The organism is Sphingobacterium daejeonense (assembly GCF_901472535.1).
Classification (GTDB): domain Bacteria; phylum Bacteroidota; class Bacteroidia; order Sphingobacteriales; family Sphingobacteriaceae; genus Sphingobacterium; species Sphingobacterium daejeonense.
This window is the reverse complement of record NZ_LR590470.1, coordinates 4,636,045-4,662,279: the sequence shown is the minus strand read 5'-3', so window position 1 is coordinate 4,662,279 and position 26,235 is coordinate 4,636,045. Positions and strand designations below refer to the sequence as shown.

19 protein-coding genes are annotated in these 26,235 nt (G+C 38.6%); 15 read left to right on the top strand and 4 right to left on the bottom strand.

All coding sequences use genetic code 11. The features are described 5' to 3' along the window. The first annotated feature begins 7 nt into the window (after positions 1-7). Together FGL31_RS24040 and FGL31_RS24035 are read left to right on the top strand one after the other, a co-directional pair. Positions 8-1,270, top strand: a complete 1,263-nt coding sequence (locus FGL31_RS24040; RefSeq protein WP_197734366.1) for a DEAD/DEAH box helicase — start codon at positions 8-10, stop codon at positions 1,268-1,270. After that, positions 1,237-1,656 carry a helicase-related protein gene (locus tag FGL31_RS24035; protein ID WP_197734410.1) on the top strand — a complete coding sequence of 140 codons (420 nt, stop codon included), beginning with the start codon at positions 1,237-1,239 and terminating at the stop codon, positions 1,654-1,656. The genes FGL31_RS24040 and FGL31_RS24035 overlap by 34 nt, the downstream gene beginning before the upstream one ends. On the opposite strand, the gene FGL31_RS22120 is transcribed toward FGL31_RS24035, so the two are convergent. Both FGL31_RS22120 and FGL31_RS22115 read right to left on the bottom strand, forming a co-directional pair. Further along, positions 1,623-1,865 carry an Ada metal-binding domain-containing protein gene (locus tag FGL31_RS22120; RefSeq protein WP_138094535.1) on the bottom strand — a complete coding sequence of 81 codons (243 nt, stop codon included), beginning with the start codon at positions 1,863-1,865 and terminating at the stop codon, positions 1,623-1,625. The two genes, FGL31_RS24035 and FGL31_RS22120, sit on opposite strands and share 34 nt — an antisense overlap. Position 1,866: 1 nt before the next feature. Further along, positions 1,867-2,580, bottom strand: coding sequence for a 2OG-Fe(II) oxygenase (locus FGL31_RS22115; RefSeq protein ID WP_138094533.1), 714 nt, complete (start codon positions 2,578-2,580; stop codon positions 1,867-1,869). A 198-nt stretch (positions 2,581-2,778) separates the two neighbouring features. Here FGL31_RS22115 and FGL31_RS22110 point away from each other — a divergent pair, with 198 nt between their 5' ends. The 5 genes from FGL31_RS22110 to FGL31_RS28550 all read left to right on the top strand — a co-directional run bounded on the left by FGL31_RS22110 (position 2,779) and on the right by FGL31_RS28550 (position 6,211). Next, positions 2,779-3,273 (top strand): hypothetical protein, encoded by a 495-nt coding sequence (locus FGL31_RS22110; protein WP_138094531.1) that lies wholly within the window; start codon positions 2,779-2,781, stop codon positions 3,271-3,273. Between the two features lie 66 nt (positions 3,274-3,339). Beyond that, positions 3,340-4,086, top strand: a complete 747-nt coding sequence (locus FGL31_RS22105; protein ID WP_138094529.1) for a tetratricopeptide repeat protein — start codon at positions 3,340-3,342, stop codon at positions 4,084-4,086. Beyond that, positions 4,034-4,756 carry a sensor histidine kinase gene (locus tag FGL31_RS22100; RefSeq protein ID WP_138094527.1) on the top strand — a complete coding sequence of 241 codons (723 nt, stop codon included), beginning with the start codon at positions 4,034-4,036 and terminating at the stop codon, positions 4,754-4,756. Before FGL31_RS22105 ends, FGL31_RS22100 begins: the two co-directional genes overlap by 53 nt. A gap of 302 nt (positions 4,757-5,058) precedes the next feature. After that, on the top strand, positions 5,059-5,937 hold the full coding sequence (locus FGL31_RS28555; RefSeq protein ID WP_171017770.1) for a purple acid phosphatase family protein: 879 nt from the start codon (positions 5,059-5,061) through the stop codon (positions 5,935-5,937). Next, positions 5,894-6,211, top strand: coding sequence for a metallophosphoesterase (locus tag FGL31_RS28550; protein WP_138094523.1), 318 nt, complete (start codon positions 5,894-5,896; stop codon positions 6,209-6,211). The genes FGL31_RS28555 and FGL31_RS28550 overlap by 44 nt, the downstream gene beginning before the upstream one ends. 60 nt (positions 6,212-6,271) lie before the next feature. Here the strand turns inward: FGL31_RS28550 and FGL31_RS22085 are convergent, their stop codons facing one another. Next, positions 6,272-7,348, bottom strand: a complete 1,077-nt coding sequence (locus FGL31_RS22085; RefSeq protein WP_138094521.1) for a leucine-rich repeat domain-containing protein — start codon at positions 7,346-7,348, stop codon at positions 6,272-6,274. 470 nt (positions 7,349-7,818) lie between these two features. On the opposite strand from FGL31_RS22085, the gene FGL31_RS22080 reads away from it, so the two are divergent. The 3 genes from FGL31_RS22080 to FGL31_RS22070 all read left to right on the top strand — a co-directional run bounded on the left by FGL31_RS22080 (position 7,819) and on the right by FGL31_RS22070 (position 13,761). Then, positions 7,819-11,118, top strand: coding sequence for a SusC/RagA family TonB-linked outer membrane protein (locus FGL31_RS22080; RefSeq protein WP_138094519.1), 3,300 nt, complete (start codon positions 7,819-7,821; stop codon positions 11,116-11,118). Between the two features lie 8 nt (positions 11,119-11,126). Continuing rightward, positions 11,127-12,719 (top strand): RagB/SusD family nutrient uptake outer membrane protein, encoded by a 1,593-nt coding sequence (locus FGL31_RS22075; protein ID WP_138094517.1) that lies wholly within the window; start codon positions 11,127-11,129, stop codon positions 12,717-12,719. Between the two features lie 106 nt (positions 12,720-12,825). Further along, positions 12,826-13,761, top strand: a complete 936-nt coding sequence (locus FGL31_RS22070) for a glycoside hydrolase family 43 protein (protein WP_138094515.1) — start codon at positions 12,826-12,828, stop codon at positions 13,759-13,761. Positions 13,762-13,815: 54 nt separating this feature from the next. On the opposite strand, the gene FGL31_RS22065 is transcribed toward FGL31_RS22070, so the two are convergent. Next, entirely contained in the window at positions 13,816-14,997 is a 1,182-nt protein-coding gene (locus FGL31_RS22065) for an MFS transporter (protein ID WP_138094513.1), read from the bottom strand. Between the two features lie 241 nt (positions 14,998-15,238). Between FGL31_RS22065 and FGL31_RS22060 the strand changes: the two genes are divergently transcribed. From FGL31_RS22060 to FGL31_RS22040, 5 genes are all read left to right on the top strand, one after another. Then, positions 15,239-18,439, top strand: coding sequence for a S41 family peptidase (locus FGL31_RS22060; protein ID WP_138094511.1), 3,201 nt, complete (start codon positions 15,239-15,241; stop codon positions 18,437-18,439). A 230-nt stretch (positions 18,440-18,669) separates the two neighbouring features. Continuing rightward, on the top strand, positions 18,670-19,248 hold the full coding sequence (locus tag FGL31_RS22055; protein ID WP_138094509.1) for a sigma-70 family RNA polymerase sigma factor: 579 nt from the start codon (positions 18,670-18,672) through the stop codon (positions 19,246-19,248). Between the two features lie 12 nt (positions 19,249-19,260). Beyond that, positions 19,261-20,265, top strand: a complete 1,005-nt coding sequence (locus FGL31_RS22050) for a FecR family protein (protein ID WP_138094507.1) — start codon at positions 19,261-19,263, stop codon at positions 20,263-20,265. A 93-nt stretch (positions 20,266-20,358) separates the two neighbouring features. Next, positions 20,359-23,871 carry a TonB-dependent receptor gene (locus FGL31_RS22045; RefSeq protein WP_138094505.1) on the top strand — a complete coding sequence of 1,171 codons (3,513 nt, stop codon included), beginning with the start codon at positions 20,359-20,361 and terminating at the stop codon, positions 23,869-23,871. A 13-nt stretch (positions 23,872-23,884) separates the two neighbouring features. Next, positions 23,885-25,870, top strand: coding sequence for a RagB/SusD family nutrient uptake outer membrane protein (locus FGL31_RS22040; RefSeq protein ID WP_138094503.1), 1,986 nt, complete (start codon positions 23,885-23,887; stop codon positions 25,868-25,870). Positions 25,871-26,235 lie beyond the last annotated feature (365 nt).

Below are 26,235 nucleotides of genomic sequence, written 5' to 3'. Positions count from 1 at the left end.
CGTTGCATTGGACGATGGCACCTTTGGAATCTTGCCTGAAGAATGGATCACGAAAATTGGGAGTTACTTTAAGATTGGTGATATGGATGAAGAAATGATTACCATTCCCAAGGTAAATTATTCTGAAGTGGAGGATCTTTTTGAGAAGGAAATATTGAGCGATGAAGTTCAACTTGAGATTGATATCCTGAAGGAGGAGTTTTCTGCTGGTTATCAAATTCCGAAAGTAAAAGTCCCTAAAACCTTGAATGCTGAATTAAGGACATATCAGCACGAAGGATTAAATTGGTTATGCTTTTTGGATAAGCACAATTTCGGGGGCTGCTTGGCAGATGACATGGGTCTTGGAAAGACTCTTCAAATCATAGCTTTTATACTTTCTCAGCGAGAAAAATATCCAAATCAAACCAATCTAATTGTGATGCCTACTTCAATCATGTTTAATTGGGAAGAGGAGATTCAAAAATTTGCGCCTTCCATCAAGATCTGGAAACATTATGGCGCGGATCGAAATAAGAATACCGAGGGTTTTGAGGATTATGAGGTCATTTTAACAACCTATGGGATAATGCTATCTGATATTCGTTTTTTAAAGAATTTCAAGTTCAATTATATATTTCTGGATGAATCTCAGGCCATTAAAAACCCGAACTCAGAGCGTTATAAAGCAGCACGTCTATTGAATGGAAGAAACCGAATTGTGTTGACTGGAACGCCGGTGGAGAACAATACGTTCGACCTCTATGGGCAGATGTCATTTGCCAGTCCAGGCTTATTGGGCAGCAAGCAGTTCTTTAAGGATACCTATGCGCTTCCGATTGACAAGTTTGATTATAGCAAAAGGGCAAATGAGTTACAGGAGAAGATAAAACCATTTGTTCTTCGAAGGACCAAGAAGCAGGTTGCTACAGAGCTTCCTGAGAAAACGGAAATGGTAATTTACTGTGAGATGAATGCTGAACAGCGGAGGATTTACGAGACCTATGAAACCGAGATCCGCGAATTCATTTCTGCGAAGGAAGAGGATGAGATTCAAAAGAACAGTATGCATGTTCTGACAGGATTGACTAAGCTGAGGCAGATCTGCAATTCTCCGGTGCTTCTCAAGGAAGGGCATGCTGCAGAAAACGCTGTAAAAATCGAAGTTATCCTTGAGCAGATCGAGAATAAATCCAAGGAGCACAAAATCTTGATTTTCTCTCAGTTTGTAGGGATGTTGGACCTTATCAAAGCTGAATTGGAAAACCGGGAAATTCCTTTGAATACCTAACAGGGCAGAGCAAGGATAGGGGCGAGAAAGTTCATAATTTCCAATCTAATGATGATGTTCGTGTTTTCTTGATCAGCTTAAAGGCTGGTGGGGTCGGGCTGAATCTTACAGAAGCCGATTATGTGTATCTTATTGACCCATGGTGGAATCCTGCAGCCGAAAACCAGGCTATAGATAGAGCATACCGCATTGGTCAAAACAAGCATGTGGTCGCTGTACGGATGATTTGTTCCGATACTATCGAAGAAAAGATTATGAAGCTGCAGTTGAAGAAAAGAAAATTGGCTCAAGATCTTATCCAAACAGATGCTTCATTTTTGGGAGCCTTTCCAAAGGCGACCTTCTTGAAATTTTATAGGCTTTTCTTCCATTTTAGGTATTTCTGACGCATACAGCTACCGCAGGGTCTATATCCAAGTTCAATTGCTTCTTGCTCTGACCTAAAGAAAACCCTATTTTCCTTTTTCATCCTTTTTCCGGACTTGCAATGCAGAGTACCATAGATCTTGAGTTTGCTGTTGCCACCAAACCTTACCTTCTGATTTTTTATCAATGCTTGAAGTTCCCTGTCAGATAATTGTGTATGTTGAATCATTTTAACTCAATGCATCATGGAATATAATGCCCAAGGTATGTCTTATCCCGGACTTTACCTCACTTACTCCATGTTTCATATTGACACGGTAGTAGCCTTTTGTTCCTTTTTCTGGTTTAAAGCTAGTTGTAAAGATCAGGGCGTCTCCACGTTTGGGCTTGAGGACAATCGCTTTGGACTGTGCTCTTGGAATCTGTTGAGTCAAGACAAATTCACCACCTGAATAATCTTCCTCAGGATCGTTCAGGAACAAGACCATTTGGATAGGGAAGAATACTTCTCCATAGAGGTCTTGGTGGAGGGTATTGAAACCCCCTTCTGTATACCTCAAGATCAATGGCGTTGCTTTGAGCTGATCGTTGTCATGGCATTGCTTCAGTAATTCGGAATGTTCCATGGGAAACATTTTGTCGATTTTCAATGCTCTAAACCAAGTGTTTGCGATCGGGGACAGATGTCGGTAAACCTCGGTGCGGATCTCATGGATCAACAAAGGCAGGGGGTAATTGAAATATTTGTATTCACCCAATCCAAAACGATACCGTGCCATCACCACCGTTTTGCGGTAAATATCCTTTTGGTCATATAACTCAATCAATTGCTTGCACTCTTCCGCTGTGATCAGATGCTCAATAACAGCATATCCAGACCGATGCATATCCTCTGTGATGGAATGCCAATCTAACTCCTCAATTCTTGCCTTGATTTCTTCCATGTTACAATCATTTTTAATCTAAGCACTAAGTTCCCCATTATATAACCTTTAAAAAATCCGTTTGTTGCTGAATTTTATTTTTCCCACCGTAATTGTGTACGAACAAATTGCCTTAAAACCCTTTAACATTTCCTTAAAATTCAATAACTTAGGTTTCACGCTAATGTGAACTAAACTTATTGCCTTGTTATCCTACTTATGAAATATATTTTGCTGATATGCTGTTTAGTATGCCTTGGTATACAGAGCTATGCCCAACTTGTCGTCCGTATCGATGAAGACAAAGATTATATCCAACTTCTTGAAAAAAGACTTAAAGAGAGTAAGACCGACAGTGCTAAAGCCATCAACGCATTGAGGCTTTCTTATTTCTATAGGAAATATCAAAAAATGGATCTTTCCAAACAGCGTCTTGACCAAGGGGTAGCATTGGCCAAGGGCCATAGAATGATGGAAGGTATCGCAAAATACTTTGAGGCTTATTCTGTACTTGGTACTGAGGACCTGGCCGCAACAGATTCTAGGTTGATAAGCAGTGATAGTTTGCTTAAAGACATTCATGATCCTGAGGCTAAAAAATACCAAAGCGGTGTGTGGATCATTAGAGGTTTAATCAAACAGCTTCAAGGCAATGAAAAAGGAAGGGATGAAAGCTTATATCAACCACGCATTTCCCTTGGCCATAGAATCTAAGGATAAGTTCAGTGAAGGGAATGCGAATAAGTTCGTAGCGATCAGTTTACTGAATGCAAATGAACGGTGAAAGCTAATGAATACCTAAAAAGAGCATTGCAGCTATTCAAGAAGCTCCAAAGCGAAAGCGATTTGACCAAACTCGAAGGTATTTTGGAGGTAAATATTATCCTTGCCGAAAACAATCTCCATTTAAATGAACTCAATGTTGCCAGAAAACATCTGGATGCATCTTATGATGTACTAAAAAACTATCCAAACTCCAATGTTTTCCTATTCTACTATTATCCGGAAGGAGTGTATTATGAGAAGATGGGCAAATATCAAGATGCTATCCATAGCTTTGATAAAGCGATCGCTTTTCAGAGTGGTCGCACGGAGAACTTTTATATCAATCGGGCTAAGTTTGCCAAATTCACCACTTTGAAAAAAATTGGAAAGAACAACGAAGCCATTGCTGTCATGCAAGACCTTCTGAAAAGTAGCACCCTTTTGCCCAATGACCGCAATAATTATTCAAATCTACTTGCTCAGACCTATTCCAAAGTCGGGAATATGAAGGAAGCTTATAATTGGTCTCAAAAGTATATTCAAGTCAGCGACAGTCTGCATTCTGCTGGTTTCAAGAAAGACCTGCTGGACTTGGAGAATAAATATCAGTCTGCAGAAAAAGAAAAACAAATCACTCAATTACGGGCAGAAAAACAAGCCGCTGAACTAACTCAAAAAAAACCAGAGATTATGGGTTTGGTTATTGGCTGTGGGTGCTGCGGTATTTCTCTTGGCATTCTTATACCTCAACAATATCCTTAAAAATCAAAGGAGAACCAATGAATTTCGGTTGAAGGAAATGGACCAGGAGCGTGAACTTCAAGTTACCAAAGCATTCCTTGAAGGAGAAGATAAAGAACGGCAGCGGATTGCTCAAGATCTTCACGATGGGTTAGGAGGAGCATTGTCTGGAATAAAGATGAAGCTATCGGGTGTACAATCTAATTTTCAGTCTGCTGAAATCGAAAATTCTGTGGAACAATTGGATCGTTCGATTGTTGAATTGCGCCGGATAGCGCATAATATGATGCCATCGAACCTCCTAAGAAGTGGATTGGAGGTGGCACTGAAAGACCTATGTTCTGCCTTATCCAATCAACATACCCAAATCGAATTGCAAACAGACGGTTTAAACCAAACTCTCAACCAACATTATCAAGTTAATATCTATCGTATTGTGCAGGAGCTGTTGAGCAATGCGCTGAGACATGCCGAGGCAGACCATATTCTGGTACAGGTTATTCAAAATGAAGAACAGGTTTTGATTACCGTGGAAGACAATGGAAAAGGATTTGACCTTGACCATGCGAGAGCTTCCAACGGAATGGGAATGAGCAATATCCGTAACAGGGTCAATATGATGAAAGGCAACTTGGACTATGATGTTATGCCTGGAGAAGGAACAATTGTCAATATTGAATTGGCGGTTTAGAGAAGGTTTGTTTTATTCTGTTTTGGACTTTCTTGTCCGACTTTGGTTCGGGACTTGTTCCACTCTCCGTCCTCTTTCATTCGGACCTCGTTCGGACCTTGTTCGGGTGTTATCCGAAGAAGCTCCGAACAAGGTCCGAACAATGTCCGAACAAGAGACGAATGAGAGTAAAAGAAAACCTTTATTAGACTAGCATCTGATAATAGTTGGAGGATTTCAACTAATTTTAAATTGATGATTTGATGAAGAAGGGTTGAAAAGGGGCATGGGAATATTTAAGAATGCCATTAAAAGGATTAATTATGAAAGATAATAATTTATCAACGCTGGATCGCCGGTCTTTTTTGAAGACTGCAGGTTTATTGGTCGGTGCTTTTAGCACGTCGAAGTTGGACGTGTTTGGAAGTTCTACTTCTGTTTTGCAAGAAAACTGTTTGTTTAAATGCAATCCAATTGTTCTGAGTGCTAGTCCTGACAGCATCGATATCATGTGCATCACCACGAAGCCTACCTATTGCTGGCTCCATTATGGAACGGAGACCAACAACTTAAATATGAAAACCCGTGAGGTTAGGGACGGAATGGCACATATCGGTACTGTCCATCATTTTAAGCTTAATAATTTGGATGCCGGCAAGCAATATCAATATGCTATTGAGGCGGTTGAGGTGCAAGGGATGGAAAGAAAAGACAGTAAGTTTGGCCAGAAAGAAAGCAGTAATTCTTACACCGCAAATACTTTTTCCAATGATGACCCACAGTTATATTTTTTGGTATATAATGATATGCATGAGACTCCGGAATCTTTTGGGTTATTGAGGAGATTGGTTCCTTCCAAACAGCCTGATTTTTATGTGTTGAACGGGGATATGGTCAGTTCGATGCGTTCAGAAGATCATTTTGTGAACAATGTTTTGGTTCCTATGGCAGAGGTGAGCGGTTCTTCGGTTCCTATTGTTTACTCACGAGGTAACCATGAGACTTGGAGCAACCACGCCAGGCAGATTACAGACTACCTATTGGATCAGGAGCACCCGTTTTATTATGGGTTCAGAAAGGGACCGGCATATATCTTGGTATTGGATTCTGGGGAGTCGCGGAAGGATTCGGATCCGGTGAACTGGGGCTTGACCGAGTTTGACGAATACAGAAAAAGAGCAAGGAGAGTGGTTAAAGCGTGAAGTAGAGAAGCCAGAATTCAAAGAGGCTAAACATAAGATTGTGATTACCCATATTCCGGCCTTTTATTCCAAAAACCCCGTTCATGCTGCTGACCATTATTTCAGTTTATGGGGTGACACTTTGAATAAATCAGGTATTTCCTTAATGATCTGTGGGCATACCCATACGCCAGGGATTCATCCGGCACAACCTGGGAAGATTGAGTTTCCAGTGGTTATCGGAGGAGGTCCAAAACAGGACAAAAAGAACCTTGATCAGTGTGATTGCAGATGAAAACAAATTGCAGCTGAAACTGATCCATGAAACAGGGAAGTTATTGGGAGAGCTGACCGTTTAGATATAAACTTTTGTTCCTTTTAAGGCCTTCACAATTTCATCTAATTCAGCTTTTGGGATTTGATTTGTTGAGATTCTGAGCCTCTTGAGCCAAGTCATTTCTTTAATGCTTTCTGGGAGGCTTTTGATCAGGTTGTTGTCAAGATCAAGATCCTTAAGTGATTTCCATTCGTTAATATTTTCTGGTATTTCCATTTTTGTTTGGCAACTCCAAAGGTGCAGTTTTTGGAGATGCGGAAGATCGGGGATGCTATTGAATAGGTTCTCAACATTTATTGGTGCGGAAAAATTGGAGTTCAACAACAATTCTCTCAATTTTCCAAATTTTTTTATGGCTTCTGGAATGGACTTTATCTGGTTTATTCCCAAGTCCAAAATCCTTAATTCAGTAAGTTCAAATAGTTCCTCCGGAAGTTCTTTGATTCCATTTGAATTGAGTTTCAACACTTTTAAGGATTTTAAATTATTGATGGATTTGGGGATTTTTTTCATTCCAGAATTCGACAGGTCCAGACTTTCCAGAGCAAGACATCTGGACAAAGTATCTATTAATTCTTCGAACTTAACATCTACGGACTCCTTGACAAACCAAGGCTGAAAAAGGCTTAGGGACTTTAGCTTTGGGAGCTTGGATATTTCATCTGGAAGATTTTTGATTAGAGGAGAAATCAAGGTTAATTCCTCAAGTTCGGGAAGTTCAAAAAAATCGTTTGGGAAGCCGTTTATTTTTTCATTGATTTCCAAAACCTTTAAATTTTTCAAGGATGCTATAGCTTTTGGGAGCGGATTTTTCATTGGGGAATCAATGGATAATACTTCTAGTTTCTTAGCATTAGCTAAAGACGCGGGAAGGTCTTCCATATCATTAAACGCGAGTTTCAGAACCTTTAAGTTAGGGAGCTCAAATAGCCAATCTGGGATTTCATAAATGTAGTTTTCCTCAAGATTGATTTCTTGCAACAATTTACATTCTTTCAAAATCTCAGGGACAACCTCAATACCTTCTTTATTGTACTTAAATTTTTGGATGCTATCCTTTTGTTCTGCGATCTTTTTTAAAAACTTTTTATCCATAATATAATCTTGAATTCAAACCAAACCTAGGGCAAAGCCTTTACCGAATTTAATCAATGTGATTGTATTATTTAATAGCTGTAGATAAGATGTAGAGGGATAAAAAAGGTGTTAGAGATCTTAAATTATGATATGTAGATAGTTGTTTGGTTTATTATGCTATGCAATCGATTGATTTAGGTGTTTTTTAGGTTTTTTTTTGGAAAATACATCGAATATGTATGTTAATGCGGACTATTTTTTGGTGTTGAATCTCAATAAATCTCATTTTCTGTTTCAATTTTGATGTTTATTCGCTGAATTTTAAGCCTTTATCCTGTTGAGATAAAAAAAATGACCGATATGGATAATGTTTTGCCTTAATCTATTAAGAAATTATTAAGATAATATAAATTTTTCTGACTAAAACTGTGAAAAATTAATATGTTTGCAACCGAATAACAAAAATTCGACCTAATACTTTAACATCAATGACAAACAAAGCTGCTTTTATCAAGTATTTGATTATGGCTGCGACCTTGGGAAGTGGAAGTTATAGTTTTGCCAATGCAAACACTATTCATTCATTCTGGTTACAGTCCAAACTTGAGGGAACAATCAGTGATTCCAATGGTCCAATCGCGGGCGCCTCGATCACTGTTAAGGGGACGGGTATTTCTACATTTTCAGATGATAACGGACATTTTAGTCTTTCAGATGTAAAGAGTGGATCTACTTTAGTAATTAGTTATATGGGCTACCAATCTGAGGAAGTCGTAATAACGAATCAAACAAATTTAAACATCACATTAGAACAGACGAGTTCGGATTTAGACGAGGTTGTGGTTGTAGCTTATGGTACGGCTAAGAAATCGACTTTTACGGGTTCTGCATCGGTTGTAAAATCTGACCAGATCGAGAAGATTTCGGGTTCAGGTTTTGCTGAGGCATTACAAGGTGCTAGTGCTGGTGTTAATGTAACGAACAACGAAGGTAACCCAGGTGGAAATACAAGAATCCAGATTCGTGGTATTTCTTCAATGACTGGAGCATCCAATCCTTTGATCGTTGTTGATGGTATGCCATACGATGGTCAATTGAATTCCATTTCACCAAGCGATATTGAGTCGATTACAGTATTGAAAGATGCTGCGGCGTCTTCATTATATGGTTCTCGTGCTGCAAATGGTGTTTTGATGGTTACCACGAAAAAGGGTAAATCAGCAAAACCACAGATTAATTTCCGCTCGAGCTGGGGAACTGCAGACAATGCAGTTGTAAATCCTGTAAAAGCAAATCCTTCTGAGCAATTATTGAATACTTGGGAAGGAATGTATAATGACCAATTCTACAAATATGGCTTGAGCAAACAAGCAGCTGGAGATTGGGCTTCTGCAAACTTATTGGGCAAGCTATTGAAGGCTGTAAAAACAACAGATGGCCAGAATTCTTACGTTTCTCCATTCCAACACATCAATGAGGATTATGTCCTGCATGATGGTGAAGGAAATGCAAGGATTAACCCGAATCTAAAGATGATCTGGGATGAGAGCGACTACGATTTCTATGGCGCTGTTTTCTCAAGAAAACTTAGGCAAGATTACGGTGTTGACCTAAGCGGAACAGCAAACGAAGGAAAAACAAATTACTTCTTGTCTGCTGGTTACCTGGATGACAACGGATATGCAAGTAGACAATATTTTAAACGTCATAACTTCAGAGCTAATGTAACGTCTCAAATTTATGATTGGTTACAGGTTGGCGGAAACTTATCTTACTCAGGTTCAAAACAAAACTTATCTGGTGCATCCAGAGCATTGATCTTCACGAATTCATTGCAATCACCTTGGTTGAGAAATGTGGACAATACGGACTGGGTTTATTCTCAAAAAACCGGCGAACGTATGTTTGACTATGGTTCATACACCAACAATTTCTTTGGTATCCAAGCCTTGAACAATGGTGGTGATTATTGGGATAATCCTAATGATGAGTCTTTCAACAATAACATGAGGAATATGATTTCCTCAAGATTCTTTGCTGAGGTTCAACTTCCATATAATTTGAAGTTCAAAACATCATTGGGCATTGACAACAATATCTATAAGTTCTTCGGCTATGGATCGGCTATTCATGATGCATCGCAACAAGCGCCTTATGGAATTACGGTAACTACCAATGGTGGTAATGCTACAAGGTCAAACGGTACAACAAAATCAGTTACGTTCAACAATATCTTGACTTGGGAGCAAAGCTTTGGAAAGCATAATCTATCTGCTTTAGCAGGTCAGGAAGCCTATTCATTGGACGATTATTTCGATACGGGTTATGGAGAGGGGATCATGCAAATGGGCCAATTTGAATTGGGTTCTACCTCAAGAAACTGGAGCAATGACTCTTACAGAAACCGTTATAACTTGTTGTCTTATTTAGGAAAAGTTGATTACAACTACGATGGCAAATACTTCGTTTCCGGTTCGGTTCGTCGTGATGGGTCATCTAGGTTCAGTCCTGAAAGCCGTTGGGGTAACTTCTTCTCGGGAGGTCTTTCATGGAGAATCAGCCAAGAGGATTTCATGAAGGATGTTAGCTGGATTAACAATTTAGCTTTACGTGCTAGTTATGGTACCACAGGTAATGATAAGTTATTTATGCGTAATTCGAACGGTACTACAGGAGGAGAGATCCTTTATGGTTACCAAGGAGTTTATGCCTCAGATGATTTATATACAGTTGCTGGTTTGAAACCTTCTTCGGTTCCTACACCAAACTTGATTTGGGAAAAGAACCAACAGTACAATGTTGGATTGGATTTCAGTTTGTTCAACAGATTGAATGGTACAATCGAATATTACCAACGTAATGCGATCGACTTATTGTTCTACAAAGAATTCCCGTTATCGGGACAAGTTGGAGCTGCTATTGGAGAGAATACTAACCTTGGAGACTTAACAAACAGAGGTTTTGAATTTACATTGTCAGCAGATGTGATCCGTAAAGAGAACTTCAACTGGAAAGCTGATTTCAATATTTCGACCTTGAAGAATGAAATCACTTATTTACCTGGTGGAGCTTTCACTTATGAGAACCGTACTGCGGGTTATAAGATGGAAGAAGGAAAATCATTATTTGAGTTTTACATGGTTAAGAACGCTGGTGTAAATGCTGAGACTGGTAATATGCAATATTACATCAAAGGAGACAATGATAATTGGGAAGTTACTGAGGATTATAGTTTGGTAACTACTGATGACTACCAATATATAGGATCTGCATTGCCAAAAGCATTTGGTGCTTTGACAAACAGTTTCAACTATAAAGGTTTGGATCTATCCTTTATGTTATACTATTCACTTGGTGGCAAAATGTATGACTATGCTTACATCGAGCGTACAGCATTGCGTGGTGGTGTAGGTGTTGTTCAGGACTTGGTTGGAGACAGATGGAAAAACCCGGGAGACAATGCCTTGTTGCCAAAATGGTCAAATGATGATTATTCAAGCACAAGAAAAGCTTCTGATTTCTATGTTTTCGACAATGACTATTTGAGATTAAGAAATGTGACTTTAGGATATAACTTGCCTAAATCATTGTTAGAGAAATTGACCTTATCTAATGTTAGAATATTTGTTTCGGGAGACAACTTATTGACTTTTGGTTCTGCGAAGAACAGATATTCAGATCCGGAGACTGGTCTATCGGGTAACAACTACAATGGTAATGCCGATACGGACAATGGTATCCAAGGTTCTAGAAGAGTTTATACTGGCGGTTTACAAGTTTCATTTTAATTAGCGTCATGAAAAAGATATTTAAGAAAATACAAATATTAGGGCTTGCCGCAGCACTAGGATTAAATAGCGGATGTAGTGACTTTTTGGAGACGAGCTCGTCCGTTGACACTTCGGATGAATTGGTTATTTCCAATACGGCAGGTTTAGAGAAAGTTTTAACTTCAGCCTACAATCAGTTGTTTTTTAACCCTCAGGGAGCAGATCGCGTTTATGCAGGATTAACTGGTCTTCAGATGTACGTTGATTTAGGTGGTGCTGATATCTTATGCCATACGAATATGGGTGGAAATCAACTTTCCACTTATCGTTATGAGCCTACCAAGACTCAGGCAAACAGGCAGTCTGACGCTATTTGGTCGATGATGTACAAAATCATCAACCAAGTAAACATTATCATCGACAATGCTGAAAATGCGCAAGGAGAGCAAGCGACTAAAGATGCATTATTAGGTCAGGCAAAAGCAATTAGAGGAATCTGTTATTTTCATTTGATTCAGAATTACCAACAGACTTATGCTATTGCAAAGACAAAACCTGGTGTAATTCTAAGATTGAGTTCAGAAGATGAGAAAAGTCTTCCTCGCTCAACGGTACAACAGACTTATGACCAAATTGTAAAGGATTTGACAGATGCAAAATCTTTGTTGGGTTCATATTCTCGCGAAGGAAAGTGGTTTATCAATGAGGATGTTGTAACTGGTCATTTGGCTCGTGTTTATTTGGTTATGAACGATTGGTCAAAGGCTTTATCATCAGCTTCTGAGGTTTACAATAAATATCCAACATTGATGTCCAAGGAACAATACCGCGGTGGTTTTGACGATGTTATCACAAAGAACTACCCAGAGGTAGTTTGGGCGGTTAAGTTTACGGATCAGAACAACCTAGGTGGTGGTACTCAGTTCAATTTCTGGTTTAACCAAGATGCTAGTTACGGTGAAGGTTTCACTGATGGACCAATTTACTCATTCTTGGACTTCTTTGCTGATGGTAAATATGAGCAATTGTTTGAAAAAACTGAAGATAGATACCAATTCTGGAAAAGGACCAATAATGCGAGTGCAGAATGGTCTACCAAATGGGCTTATGATAAGTATAAGCACTATGGTGATGGTAATGGAGCTAAGCAGAGCAATACACGTCCCGAGATTTCTTTGATGCGCAGTGCTGAAATGCTGTTGATTATGGCGGAGGCTTCTGCAGAATTAAACAATGGTCAAGGATTGGCTCACCTAACAAAACTTCAGAAAGCAAGAGGAGTTAAGAACTTGACCACTGCTGCATCTGGAGATAATCTTTTGGAAGCGATCTACGTTGAAAGAAGGAAAGAATTGTTGTGTGAGGGGGTTACTGGTTTGTATGACTTATTGAGATTACAAAAACCATTGATCAGATACCAAGAGACTCCAACTTACAAAGAAGGTCATTATACTTGGGGAGTTTCTTATTTGAATGGCTATGTTGCCAATTCAGCAAACCCAACTGGTACTTTCCCTTCTAATGATTATAGGTTATTGTGTCAGATTCCGCAATTGGAAATTGTAAACAATGAAGCTTTAACAGAAGCTGATCAAAACCCATACAGTGGAACAAAGTAATTTTTTGTAATCATAATTTTGCAAGCCCCGGTAGGATTCTACCGGGGCTTATTTTTGTTAGGGTATTGAAATTAATTATATTTGGTTAAATCAACATAACCTAAACATGTTCAATAAAATTTTTTCTCTCTGTGTCTGTCTGTGCTTTATATTTTCATCAAAAGCTCAAGAACAAGACTCAGCATTTATCTTTTCTTACTTTAAGGGCAATGGCGAAGATGGTCTTCACCTTGTCTATAGTGAAGACGGATTAAAATGGTCCGCTTTAAAAGGAGATCAATCTTTTTTGACTCCGGAACTCAGCCCTGACAAGTTAATGCGCGATCCCTGTATTATCAAGGGTGGCGATGGTCTCTATCACATGGTTTGGACTGTCAGCTGGACTCAAAAGGGGATTGGCCATGCTACTTCCAAAGATCTGATAAATTGGTCGGAGCAGCAGTACATCCCAGTTATGGAGCACGAGCCTCATGCTAGAAATACTTGGGCACCTGAAATAACCTATGATCCGTCAACCAAGCAATATATGATTTATTGGGCAACTACGATCACGGGAGAGTTCCCTGAAACGCAAGTTGAGGCAGACAATGGCTATAACCACCGAATGTACTATACCTTGACCAAAGACTTCAAGGATTTTACCGAAACCATGCTTCTTTATGAGCCTGGATTCAATTGTATTGATGCTACGATTCAAAAGAATGGTTCAAAATGGATGATGCTCATCAAAGATGAAACTCGTGAACCGGCAGAAAAAAATCTAAAGTTAGCTTATGCTGATGATTTAGAAGGGCCATATTCCGAAGCTAGCGAAAAAATAACAGGTGATTATTGGGCGGAAGGTCCTACAGTAATCAAGAATAATGGGGAATGGTATGTTTATTTTGATCGTTATATGGATAATCATTTTGGGGTCATTAAATCCAAGGATTTAAAGAATTGGACAGATGTATCTGATCAATTGCAATTTCCAGAAGGGATAAGACACGGGACCATATTGAAGATTTCGAATAAAGAATTAAATAAGTTAAAGGCGTTGTAGGGGAGGATGCTTGCCGCCATGGTTGGTGGGGACACCAACCAAAGCAAGTAGTAATTATTTTTCGTTGAAGATTTTCAGTCTGCTGACCATGATAAACATTAGGAAACCAAACAGTGAAAAAATAGCGAATGAGTATCTTAAGCTGAACAACTCCGCAATATAACCGATCAATGGTGGTCCCATCAAGAATCCGAGGTAGGAAATACTGGAAACCATTGCGAGGGCAACTCCGGCAGGGATTGTTTTGTGTTTACCTGTAACACTGTACACGGTAGGGACATTACATGCTACGCCTAATCCGACCAACATAAATGCGAATGTACAGACCCATAGATTAGGGAAAACAACAGATGCAAGCATGCCCACGAACATCAGTACGCCACTGATTTGTAGAGTTCGCTGTCTGCCATATCTGCCAATGAATGCATCTCCTAGGAATCTTCCGAGCGCCATCATAATCATAAATGATGCATAACCTAGTATCACGAGTTTCTCAGGAGATTTTACTACATCGCTGAAATATACACCGCTCCAGTCGAACATAGCACCTTCGGTTGCCATGCTGAAGAATCCGATGACACCTAATTGTACAATAAGGGAGTCTGGTTTGAACTTTGTTTTTTCTTTTTTTTCTGTCTTGGAGCCTTCTTCAGGAACCAAATACTGTTTGTTCAACAGGATATTCAAGACCATGATCAGGATAATACCTATAAAATGGGGGATTGTATTGATCTGGAAGTTGAGGGATAGAAGTCCTATCAAAGCACCCGTAAATCCTGCCAATGACCACGCTCCATGGAAAGAGGACATAATAGATCTTCCATAAAGATCTTCTGCCAATACCCCTTGCGTATTTACGGCGATATTACACATGTTTCCGGTAACTCCAAAAAGGAATAATGAAGCGCCCAACATCCATGCATTTCCTGAAAACCCAATCAACAGAAGCACCAAGGCATATAGAAATGCTGCCCATGGCATCACTTTATGGCTGCCATATTTATTCACCAATGCTCCAGAAAGAGGCATTGTTAATAATTGACCAATCGGAAGCATTAACAGGATAGTCCCTAATTGAGCTTCAGAAAGTTCTAATGCTGATTTAATAGTAGGAATACGACTTGCCCAACTCGCAAAACCCAAACCTTGGCCAAAGTAAAACAAAGTTACTGCAATGCGTATTCTGCTTTTCATGGATTGAGAGACATTCGCACCTGCCTCACCTAATGATGTCATTGTGTAATATTTGTTGCAAAATTAATACAATTATTTCGAATTGAGGTATTCTTTAGTGTAAAAAATACACACTTATAAGTCTTTATTAATCTTTGGGTTACATGATGCGCTAATAATGTTGTTATTTAAATCAGGGAGTTCTATTCAGCTTGCTGTTTGTTGTAAAATATTTGTCGAGTAATAATGGATTCTGATTTCGAATTGTACATTTGTTTATTAACAATTTATTACTGACCTTAAAATGAACAAATTACTATTAACCTTAGCTCTTCTAGTAGGAGGAGCTATAGCATTGTCTGCCCAGGTTCAGCCCACATTTTTGTCACACCCTACCTTGAGCCCTGATGCTCAAACGATAGTTTTCAGTTTTGAAGGTGATCTTTGGAAAGTTCCTTCTGGTGGAGGTCCTGCTTTTCGTCTGACCGCCATGGAAGGAAATGAGGTGATGCCTAGGATTTCCCCAGATGGACAATGGTTGGCATTCTCGTCGAACCAAAACGGGAACTTGGATGTTTACGTCATGCCTATGGCAGGTGGAAATATTCAACAGATTACTCACCATGAATCTACAGACGAGGTTGACAGTTGGAGTTGGGACAGTAAGCAGATATATTTTACTTCTGGCAGGGCCAACAGATTGAGCAGCTACTGTGTAAGTAAGGATGGTGGTACTGCAGAGCGGATTTTTCCACATTTCTTCAATTATATCCATGGAATGGTTGAGACACCAACTGGAGAATTGTTGTTCACAGATACTTGGGAAAGCTATACTGCGGCGAACAGGAAAAGATATAAAGGAGCTTTTAACCCCGATATAAAAGGATATCATCCTAAAACTAAAGCCTATAAAGAATATACCAACTACGAAGGGAAAGATTTATGGCCTACAGTTGATAATAAAGGTACCATCTATTTTGCTTCTGATGAGGCCAATGATGAGTATAACCTATACAGTATAAGCAATGGTACCAAGGTTGGATTGACTCAATTCAAGGAGTCGATTCGTAATCCACAAGTTGCTGCGAATGGTTCCAAAGTTGTTTTTGAAAAGGGCTACCAGTTATTTGTTTACGATGTAGCTAGCAAAAACACCATGCAACCAGCAATTTCATTGAGTAGAAATCAAGTCTTGGGCAAGTCCAAGGAATTTGATGTTAAAGGTGCGATCAGCAATTTTGATGTTTCTCCGGATGGGAAGAAAATGGCCTTTGTATCAAGGGGAGAATTGTTTGTCAGTGATATTGATGGGAAGTTTATTCGACAAATGCCAGGTCAAGGTGAAAGAATTACAGAAGTCAAATGGCTAAAGGATAATAAGACATTGTTGTTTAACCAAACTGTTGGAGGGTATTTAAATTGGTACTCTCGTTCGGCAGATGGTAAGGGTGACGTAAAGCAATTGACACAAGACAAGAGAAACAATAGGCAGATCAGCATTAACAATGACCGGAGCAAAGCGGTTTACCTCAGCGGAAGAGATGAGGTTCGTTTATTGGATTTAAACAGTCTAAAAAGTGAGACTATAGTGAAGGATGAGATCTGGGCTTTCCAAAACTCTTCGCCATCATTTTCCCCAGATGATAGGTACGTTCTATTTACTGCGATCCGAAATTTTGAACAGGATATTTTCGTTTATCATATCGCTGATAAAAAAGCCATCAATTTAACGAATACGGGTGTGACTGAAGCTTCTCCTGTATGGTCGAAGGATGGGAAATACGTGTATTTTTCAAGTAATCGAACAAAGCCTGCGTATCCTACAGGGATGGAAAATGCGAGTTTATATCGTTTAGCAATGGAGAATTACGATGAGCCTTATCGTATTGGGAAATTTGATGAATTATTCAAAGATAGCGAGAAAGATAAAGACAAAGACAGGGAAAAAAAGGATAGTACAGCAAACAAGAAAGACAAAAACAGCAAGGATAAAAAAGATGCTGATAAACCAAAAGATGATAAAAAGGATGATAAAAAGAAAGTATTGGTATCTATTGATGTTCAAGGCCTATCGGATAGGATTACACAAGTAAGTCCTGCTGCTGGTACTCAATATAATCCGCAGACGTTTGCAAAAGGAGAGAAGTCTTACTTATTTTATCAATCTAACCATGAGGGTAAATGGGCGACCTACAGGATCACTTTCGAGCCCTTTGCCAACAGTAAAACCGAGAAGGTATTTGATGGTGGTATTCAAGATCTAGTGGAAGTTGATGGGAAGTACTTTGCTTTAATTGGTAGCAATATCCAGAAATACAACATGGATCAAAATAAACTTGATGCGGTTGATATTAATTTCAAGTTCAATAGAGATCTGGACAAAGAATTCAAACAGATGTTCTATGAAACATGGGCCAATATTGAAGAAAACTATTATGACGAGAATTTCCATGGTGTTGATTGGGAAGGTATGAAAACGAAATATGCGAACTACCTCAACGGAATCAACAATAGGATGGACTTAAGGATTCTTCTAAATGATATGTTAGGGGAGTTGAACTCATCTCATATGGGTTTCAGCACTTTCGGTACAGATGAACGCAAGCAATTTAATTTTGTGACCAATGAATTAGGAGTAGTTTATGATGATAAAGATCCCTACAAGGTTACCCATATTGTTGCCAAGGGACCTGCATCTAAAAAGGAAGTTGATTTGAAAGTTGGAGATATATTGGTTGCTGTGAATGGAAACAAGATTGACAAGTCCAAGGACCGTGATTCTTATTTGACGTGGCCCTCTCTAGCCAAAGAAATTCAACTGACCGTGAATCGAGGAGGAAAGGAGCAGATCATCAACATCAGGCCGCAGAGCAATTCATCATTCAAGGAATTACTATATGATGAGTGGATCAAGGGCAATAAAAAGAAAGTTGATGATTTGAGCAAAAACCGAATTGCCTACTCGCATATGAAAAATATGGGCGGTGATGAGCTACAGTCCTTTTTGATCGATATGGCTGAGCAAGAAAACAATAAAGAAGCAGTCATTTTAGATCTTAGATATAATACGGGTGGAAATGTTCATGACGAGGTATTACGCTTTTTATCGCAACGACCATATCTACAGTGGCAATATCGCGGTGGTAAGCTTTCTCCACAAAGTAGCTTTTCTCCAGCTGGTAAGCCTATCGTATTGTTGATTAACGAACAGTCTTTAAGTGATGCTGAAATGACAGCTGCAGGTTTCAAGGCTTTGAAGCTTGGGAAAGTTATAGGTACTGAGACTTATCGATGGATTATATTTACCTCTGGAAAGGGATTGGTCGATGGGTCATTCTATCGATTGCCATCTTGGGGATGTTATACTTTGGATGGTCAGGACCTGGAATTGACAGGAGTAGCTCCAGATATTGCTGTTAAGAATACGGTTGCGGATCGTGTAGCTGACAAAGACCCTCAATTGGAAAGAGCCGTTGATGAAATCCTTAAGGATTTGAAGAAATAGGTTTGTCGAGATAGGTTTTGATAAATGAAGTGCCCCCGAAAAGTTAGAAGCTTTTTGGGGGTTCTTTTATTATTGATTGAATCAAGAGTTTTCGATTTTCATTGTTTTTATTGCGTTTCGATAGATTTTGGAAATAATTTTTAAAAAAAGTAATCAAAAAGTTGCAAACTGTATTTTAACCATTATTTTTATAATAAATTATACATAATACAAATAACCTAAATTATCTGATGAATCCATTGCCTTCAGTTTCTGGACTATCTTGGGAAGATTATGATCTTGTTTCAAGGCTTAAGAACAACGATAAGACAGCTTTTTCGGAGATTTATTTTAAATATTGGGAGAATTTTTTCGACAGCAGTTATTCATTTTTAAGGGATGAGGAGCTTGCAAAGGATGTTCTTCATGATGTGTTCCTGGATATTTGGAGAATTCGTCATAAATTGGAAATTCGATACTCGATCAAGGCGTATCTTAGTGTTTGTATCAAAAACAAATGTATTTTTGTTTTGAAGGAGAGGAAAAAGGTTGAAATGCTGAATATAGACAGCTTTGATATTATGACCTCAGAATACGACCAATTAGCATTAAAGGATATTGAATTCCAATTAAATCACGTTCTAAAGAATAAATTGACGAAAAAAAGTAGAACAATATTCGAGTTGAATAGGAATGAAGATTTGACGTACAAAGAAATTGCAGGACGGATGAACCTCAGTATCAAATCTGTTGAGTATCATATGTCCAAGGTTTTGAGCTTGCTGAAAAAATCAATTTTAATTATTACAACCTCGATTTTATTCTTCTAATTACCGGAGAATATGGATGAAAAAAGCAAAGGAGATTTAGGGATAGAAATCCACGATAGATTAATCCATTCCATTAAAAAAGATAGAAGGCGGAAGATTAAAAGAAATCTTTCGACGGTGTCTTTTATTTTGGTCTTTGCTATTGTTGGATGTTTAGTTTTTTTCAAACAGGATCATATCCGTGATTTTTTCAAGAGAAATGAGGGGAAAGAAGTCACTGCAGACTTCCTAGCAGGTACCTTAACGGAACAGAACAATTCATTTTCTAAAACAGAACCTCTATCCGTTGGCAACGACGAATCCAAAGCTATTTTCCTAGATAAGGATAAAAAAATGGTCCTAAATATTTCAAGGCTTGGATTAGGGGAGGATGATATTCTAAATATTAAAACGGGTATTGGAGAAGTTTATAAAGTTGAGCTTCCGGACGGTTCAATTGTCAACCTCAATGCAAATTCCAATTTACATTATGCAGCTTCATATCTTAAAGATCGTAAATTGACGCTAGCAGGAGAAGCTTATTTCGAAGTGAAGAGTTTTAAAAAGGACAATAAAAAAGTCCCTTTTGAGGTCAAGACCGAACAACAGACCATTCAGGTATTGGGCACTTCATTTAACGTGAAAACCACAGGTTCCTACGATGAAACTTTTTTATATGAGGGGAGCTTAAATGTAAAGGCTGTGCATACTGGGAAAAACAATAAATTAAAGCCTGGCAATTTGATACGTGTAAATTCGAATCAGGCATTGATGAAGTCTCTTGACGAAGGGGAGATTGAAGAATATTTAGCTTGGAAAGATGGTTTTCTATATTATGACAACAGGAGCTTAAGGTTTATCCTTGAAGACCTTCAAAAATATTATGATTTTAAGTTTGACCGTAATAGTGTTCCCGTAGAGAACTTCACTATTTACTTGGCTCGAGAAAACGAATTAGAGGAATTGATTTTGTTATTAGACGCTTCGAGTCATTCCATTCTACAACTAAACGACAAAGTTCTAACGTTTAGAAAATAAATTAAATTTTTTTTAGGGTAGTCGAAAGAATTGAACTCTATATAAGTAATGAAATTATAAAAGACCATTTTATAATCTATAACACCTACTTATATGAACAAAAAATTCTTTATTCCTTTTCAGGGCTATGAGATATTTGGGAAGCTGATAATTCCAAGGATAAATAAAGCTTCTAAATTAGCCATAGTAATTTCCTGTTTAGCATTGAATGGTTTTGCGCTTGGTTTTAGCCAGACCATTTCCTTAAATCTTAAGAATGTTTCTGCCAAGGAAGCCTTAAAAGAGATTCGAAAGAAGAGCGGATTTCAGATTGTCTACAATGAATCCTTATTGTCTAATTCTTCGAGGGTAACTATTGTCGATTCAAAGATCAGTCTTCAAACAGCATTGAACAAGATCTTGGCGAATCAGGATGTAAGTTATGAGGTAAAAGATAAAATTATATTAATCAGACCTTCTGTAAAAGGAAATACTACGGAGGTCAAAACTGTTTCAAACACCGAATTGGTACAAGTTGCTGTTAAGGGTAGGGTGCTAGATAAAGAAGGGCAGCCTATTGCTCTTGCAACAGTTTCTGAAAAAGGCACTGCCAATAGCACGTCGACAAATGAAAACGGGGAATTTTCGTTAAGAGTATCTGGTTCGAATGCTGTCTTGGTTGTTACTTCCATGGGTTATGTATCTCAATCTGTTTCGGCATCTACACAAGAGATGACCATTACATTAGCTGAAGAAGAGAATCTTATGGATGAGGTTGTGGTAGTTGGCTATGGCCAACAAAAGAAAGCTAATTTAACAGGTGCAGTTTCTACTGTAAGTGCAAAAGAATTAGAGGCCCGTCCTGTTCAAAATACTGCACAAGCGCTTCAGGGGATGGTACCGGGATTAAATGTTCAGAATGCAGGGATGGGAGGAGAGTTGAACCAAACGATGAACATCAACATTCGTGGTGCAGGTACGATTGGGGTAGGTTCGAGCTCCTCACCTTTAATCCTCATAGACGGGATGGAAGGTGACATCAATGCCTTAAATCCAAATGATATTGAGAACATTACAGTCTTGAAGGATGCTGCTGCTTCTTCGATTTATGGTTCTCGTGCACCATTCGGTGTGATTCTGATAACGACCAAAACGGGTAAATCAGGCAAAACTTTGGTAAATTATAATAACAACTTTCGCTTGAGCAAACCAAGGGGCTTGCCAACGATGTTGGATTCGCGAACTTTTGCTTATTATTTCAATGAGGTGAAAGCGAATGATGGTGAACAGGCTGTATTTTCCCAGGAAGTTCTGGATCGTATTACTGCCTATCAAAAAGGAGAGATCAATACGGTAAGTACTCCGGGTCCAAATGGCAGGTGGCAATATTATGGTGGTTCCAATGCGAATACCAATTGGTTTGATGAGGTATATAGAGACTATTCACCTTCACATGAACATACCCTAAGCGCCAATGGGGGCGGTGAGAAAGTTAATTTCTACACCTCTCTGAATTTAATGGATCAAAGTGGTTTGAACAAATATGCTGATGACAACTTCCAACGCTATTCATTTGCGAATAAAATTAATGTGAAGATTCATGATGGCATTGATTTGATGTCGAACACGAGGTTCGTGCGCGAGGATTATGAGAAGGCGAGTCACATGAATGATCTATATTATCATAATATCGCGAGGAGATGGCCAACAGTTCCTACCAGAGATGACAACGGACAGTTCACTGATGCCAGCGAGTTGGCACAATTAACTGAGGGCGGGCGTACCAAAGCTGTAAAAGACTTATTATATCAACAGCTCCAATTACAGGCGAGGCCATTGGATAATTGGAATATTACGGCGAATGTGAACTATAGAATTACCAATTCAAATGGCCATAACGAAATTTTAAAAGCATATAGCTATGATGTGGACAATAATCCATATCCATTAGCAGTAGGTTATAATGCTGCGGGTTATACAAGTGTATCCGAAAGCAATAGAAAAGACGAGTATTTCAGCACGAATATTTTTACGGATTATTCATTAAGGTTAAACGATGACCATAATTTTAAATTCTTGGTTGGTTTTAATTCTGAGCTGAATAAATATAGGACTCTTGCAGGTTCGATGACCGATTTAATTTCGGATAACATCCCAACATTGAATACTGCGACCTTGAATCCATTAACTTCGGGAGAATACCAACATTGGGCTACTGCTGGTTTTTTTGGGAGGTTAAACTATAATTATAAAGAGAAGTATTTATTTGAAGCGAATGGCAGGTACGATGGTTCATCAAGATTTCCTCGTGATTTAAGGTGGAATTTATTTCCTTCATTTTCTGCGGGATGGAATATTGCCAATGAAGATTTTTGGACTTGGGATGAGCAAATCTCTGTATTTAAGCTGAGAGGTTCATATGGTGAATTGGGGAACCAATATACTAATAACTGGTATCCGTTTTATTCCATTCTTCCTTTCAATGTAAATGGCAATTCTTGGTTGTTAAATGGTTTAAAGCAGAATTTAGCTGGAGCTCCTGGTTTAATTGCTTCGACATTAACATGGGAAAGAATTTCCAGCTGGAACATAGGGTTTGACCTTCAGGCCTTACAAAACCGTTTAGGAGTTACTTTTGAATTATTCCAACGTAATACCTTCAACATGATTGGTCCTGCTCCTGAACTTCCTGTTATTTTGGGTACAGAAGTTCCAAGGTTAAACAATGCAGAGATGAACTCTAAGGGATTTGAGGTTGAACTGAACTGGAAAGATAACATTGGCAACTTCAATTATTCTGTTCGTGGAGTATTTGCTGATGATAGACAAACCGTTACTGAATATCCAAATTTGACAGGTACCATCAGCAACTGGTACAATGGCAAGCGTAATGGGGAGATTTGGGGTTATACTACGGTAGGTATTGCGCAGTCTCAAGAAGAAATGGATGCGCACTTGGCACACAGTAAACAGAACTTTGCTAGCAAATGGCAGGCAGGTGATATCATGTACCAAGATTTGAATGGTGATGGAATCGTTTCAGCTGGAGCAAACACCTTAAATGACCATGGTGATTTGAGCATTATTGGTAACTCACAGCCACGCTATCGCTATAGTTTAGATTTGAACGGATCATACAAAGGTTTTGATTTCAGGATGTTTTTCCAAGGGGTCGGTAAGCGTGACCATATGCCTAATGGACCTTATTTTTGGGGTGCTAGCGGTGGTATGTGGCAATCTGCTGGATTTGAAGAGAACTTGGATTTCTTCAGAGATGAGAATTCCGTTATGGTTCAAAATGGTGTATTGGACGTAAATATGGACTCATATCTTCCTCGTCCATATTTTAATACGACAAAGAATCAAAATGTTCAAACAAGGTACCTTCAGTCTGCGGCGTATTTACGTTTAAAGAATGCTCAAATTGGATACTCTTTTAATTCTCCGAGATTAAATTCCATTGGAATTTCTAGGATTCGCTTATATGTGTCTGGAGAAAACTTATTAACCTTTAGCAAGATGGCGAAGGTATTTGACCCTGAGACTGTAGGTCTTGGCGGCTGGAATGATGGTAAAACATATCCATTCTCCTCGGTTTATTCCTTTGGTCTTAATGTAAATTTCTAATCCAATCATTAACATGAAAACAACATTTAAAAACATCATATTCATGGGTCTTGCATTTGGAACTTTGTTTTCGACAAGCTGCAACAAATACTTGGACCGTGAGCCCCTTTCGAATATTACTCCTGGAGATTATTTGAATACGGAGGCCGACCTTGCTACTTATACTTTATCCCAATATTTCTTTCCTACACATTCAGGTTGGGGGATAGGGACATTTGCGAACGATAATCATACGGACAATCAATTAACAAGTTCGTATGCTACGCGATGGGTTCCTGGAGAATGGAAAGTACCAACTAACGGAGGGGAATACGATTTTAGCAATATCAGACAATTGAATTATTTCTTCGAGCAGGTTTTGCCTAAATGGAAAGAAAACAAAATTTCTGGCGCTACAGGCAATATTGAGCATTATATCGGAGAGGCTTATTTTCTGAGGGCTTATCAATATTTCAATAAGGTTCAGGCATTGGGTGATTTTCCAATTGTCAGGAGTACCATGCAAGATAATTTAGGTCAGCTTGTTGATGCTTCAGTAAGGCAGCCTCGGAATGTAGTTGCACGATTTATTTTGGCGGATCTAGACTCAGCCATTATGTTATTGAAGAGTCCGTCACCTAATCAACAAAATAGAGTCAACAAAAATGCGGCATTATTATTTAAGTCTCGTGTTGCCTTGCATGAGGCTACTTGGTTGACTTATCATAAGAATTCAGCTTTGGTACCTGGAACATCAAACTGGCCAGGAAAGAAATCACATCCTTCATTTACATTGCAGATCGATAATGAAATTGATTTTTTCTTAACTGAGGCGATGTCTGCATCTGAGCAAGTGGCTGATGCGATGCCATTGGTTTCAAACACCCAAGATGATGGATACAACTCATCGGCAAATCCATATTTTGCGATGTTTGGTGATATGGACCTGAATAAATACAGTGAAGTATTATTGTGGAGAAGTTATTCTACTGTTCAGAATGTTTCACACAATGTAAACCATTATTTGAACACCAATGGAGGCAATACCGGTTATTCAAGAGGGTTGGTAGAAAACTTTACGATGGCAAATGGTTTACCTATTTATGCATCCGGTTCTGGTTATAAAGGCGATGATTCTATTTCAACAGTCAAGGCTGATCGTGATAATAGGCTTCAAATTTTTATGAAAGGACCTAGAGAGTTGCGGTTTACTGACCGTAACAATACAGATGGGAGTCCTATTTTAGAAGGTTATCCAGACATTACAGGACAGGCCGAGGTTCGATATGTAACAGGATATGCTCTCAAAAAGGGTTTGAGTTATTTGAATGGGCAGGCTGAGGGATCTGCTGGTACTACTGGTTCTATTGTCTTTAGAGCGGTGGAAGCATATTTAAATTATATTGAGGCGAGTTATTTAAAGAACAAGTCAATCAATGGTAAGGCTGCTAATTACTGGAGCAGAATACGTGAACGTGCTGGGGTAAATCCTGATTTTAATGTCACTATTGCTAACACCAATATGGCTGAAGAAGCAAAAAGAGATTTGGGGGCATATAGTAATGGAGTGGTATTAAATGATAAGATATTGTATAATATACGACGTGAGCGGAGATTGGAATTAATGGCAGAGGGATTCCGTTTTGGAGATCTTAAGCGTTGGAGGTCTTTAGATCAATTAAAAAACAACCCATTGATCTTAGAAGGTATCAAAGTTTGGGGGCCAATGGAAAAATGGTTTGTTAATGAAGCGGGAAGTGTTTTAATTCAACCTAATACTCCAGGTAAAACTGCGAATGTGTCTTCAAAAGCCGAGAGTCCATACTTAAGGCCATACAGGATTAACTTAAGTTCTAACAACTTGGTTTTAAATGGATATAAATGGACCGAGGCACATTATCTAAGTCCAATTGCCTTTAACCATTTCTCTATTACTTCGTCGGATGGGACTCCACAAAATTCAACTTTATACCAAAATCCTGGCTGGCCTATTATAGCTGATCAAGGAGCAATTCAATAAAAAAGAAAAATATAATTTAGTTATTTTGTTAATAGAAAGGAGGAGCAATAGCTCCTCTTTTTAATTGAATCTAACTTTCTTTTTTGCTTTGTTTTTCTTGAAGATCAAGAAAGAGAATGTAAGGAAGGTTATAAAACCTATTCCAGCAAATATGGATCTCCAGAGTTCTTGCTGATTATTTTGTAGTATTATCAAAAGCGAAATACTGGCATGAATGATATTGAGTATGAATGCAGGATTTACTTTTTTCATTGTGGATGAGGTTTATTGGAGAATAAGTTCGGAATTAATCTTCGTTTAAAAAAATAAAAAGGCAGCTCCTAATAGGAACTACCTTTTCGCGTAATTATGGAAGGAGTAATTTT

Excerpts from the sequence above, each read along its gene's own strand:
- FGL31_RS22120 (WP_138094535.1), bottom strand. The coding sequence starts at position 1,865 with ATGATTCAACATACACAATTATCTGACAGGGAACTTCAAGCATTGATA.
- FGL31_RS22115 (WP_138094533.1), bottom strand. The coding sequence starts at position 2,580 with ATGGAAGAAATCAAGGCAAGAATTGAGGAGTTAGATTGGCATTCCATC.
- FGL31_RS22110 (WP_138094531.1), top strand. The coding sequence starts at position 2,779 with ATGAAATATATTTTGCTGATATGCTGTTTAGTATGCCTTGGTATACAG.
- FGL31_RS28555 (WP_171017770.1), top strand. The coding sequence starts at position 5,059 with ATGAAAGATAATAATTTATCAACGCTGGATCGCCGGTCTTTTTTGAAG.
- FGL31_RS22085 (WP_138094521.1), bottom strand. The coding sequence starts at position 7,348 with ATGGATAAAAAGTTTTTAAAAAAGATCGCAGAACAAAAGGATAGCATC.
- FGL31_RS22080 (WP_138094519.1), top strand. The coding sequence starts at position 7,819 with ATGACAAACAAAGCTGCTTTTATCAAGTATTTGATTATGGCTGCGACC.
- FGL31_RS22075 (WP_138094517.1), top strand. The coding sequence starts at position 11,127 with ATGAAAAAGATATTTAAGAAAATACAAATATTAGGGCTTGCCGCAGCA.
- FGL31_RS22070 (WP_138094515.1), top strand. The coding sequence starts at position 12,826 with ATGTTCAATAAAATTTTTTCTCTCTGTGTCTGTCTGTGCTTTATATTT.
- FGL31_RS22065 (WP_138094513.1), bottom strand. The coding sequence starts at position 14,997 with ATGACATCATTAGGTGAGGCAGGTGCGAATGTCTCTCAATCCATGAAA.
- FGL31_RS22060 (WP_138094511.1), top strand. The coding sequence starts at position 15,239 with ATGAACAAATTACTATTAACCTTAGCTCTTCTAGTAGGAGGAGCTATA.
- FGL31_RS22055 (WP_138094509.1), top strand. The coding sequence starts at position 18,670 with ATGAATCCATTGCCTTCAGTTTCTGGACTATCTTGGGAAGATTATGAT.
- FGL31_RS22050 (WP_138094507.1), top strand. The coding sequence starts at position 19,261 with ATGGATGAAAAAAGCAAAGGAGATTTAGGGATAGAAATCCACGATAGA.
- FGL31_RS22045 (WP_138094505.1), top strand. The coding sequence starts at position 20,359 with ATGAACAAAAAATTCTTTATTCCTTTTCAGGGCTATGAGATATTTGGG.
- FGL31_RS22040 (WP_138094503.1), top strand. The coding sequence starts at position 23,885 with ATGAAAACAACATTTAAAAACATCATATTCATGGGTCTTGCATTTGGA.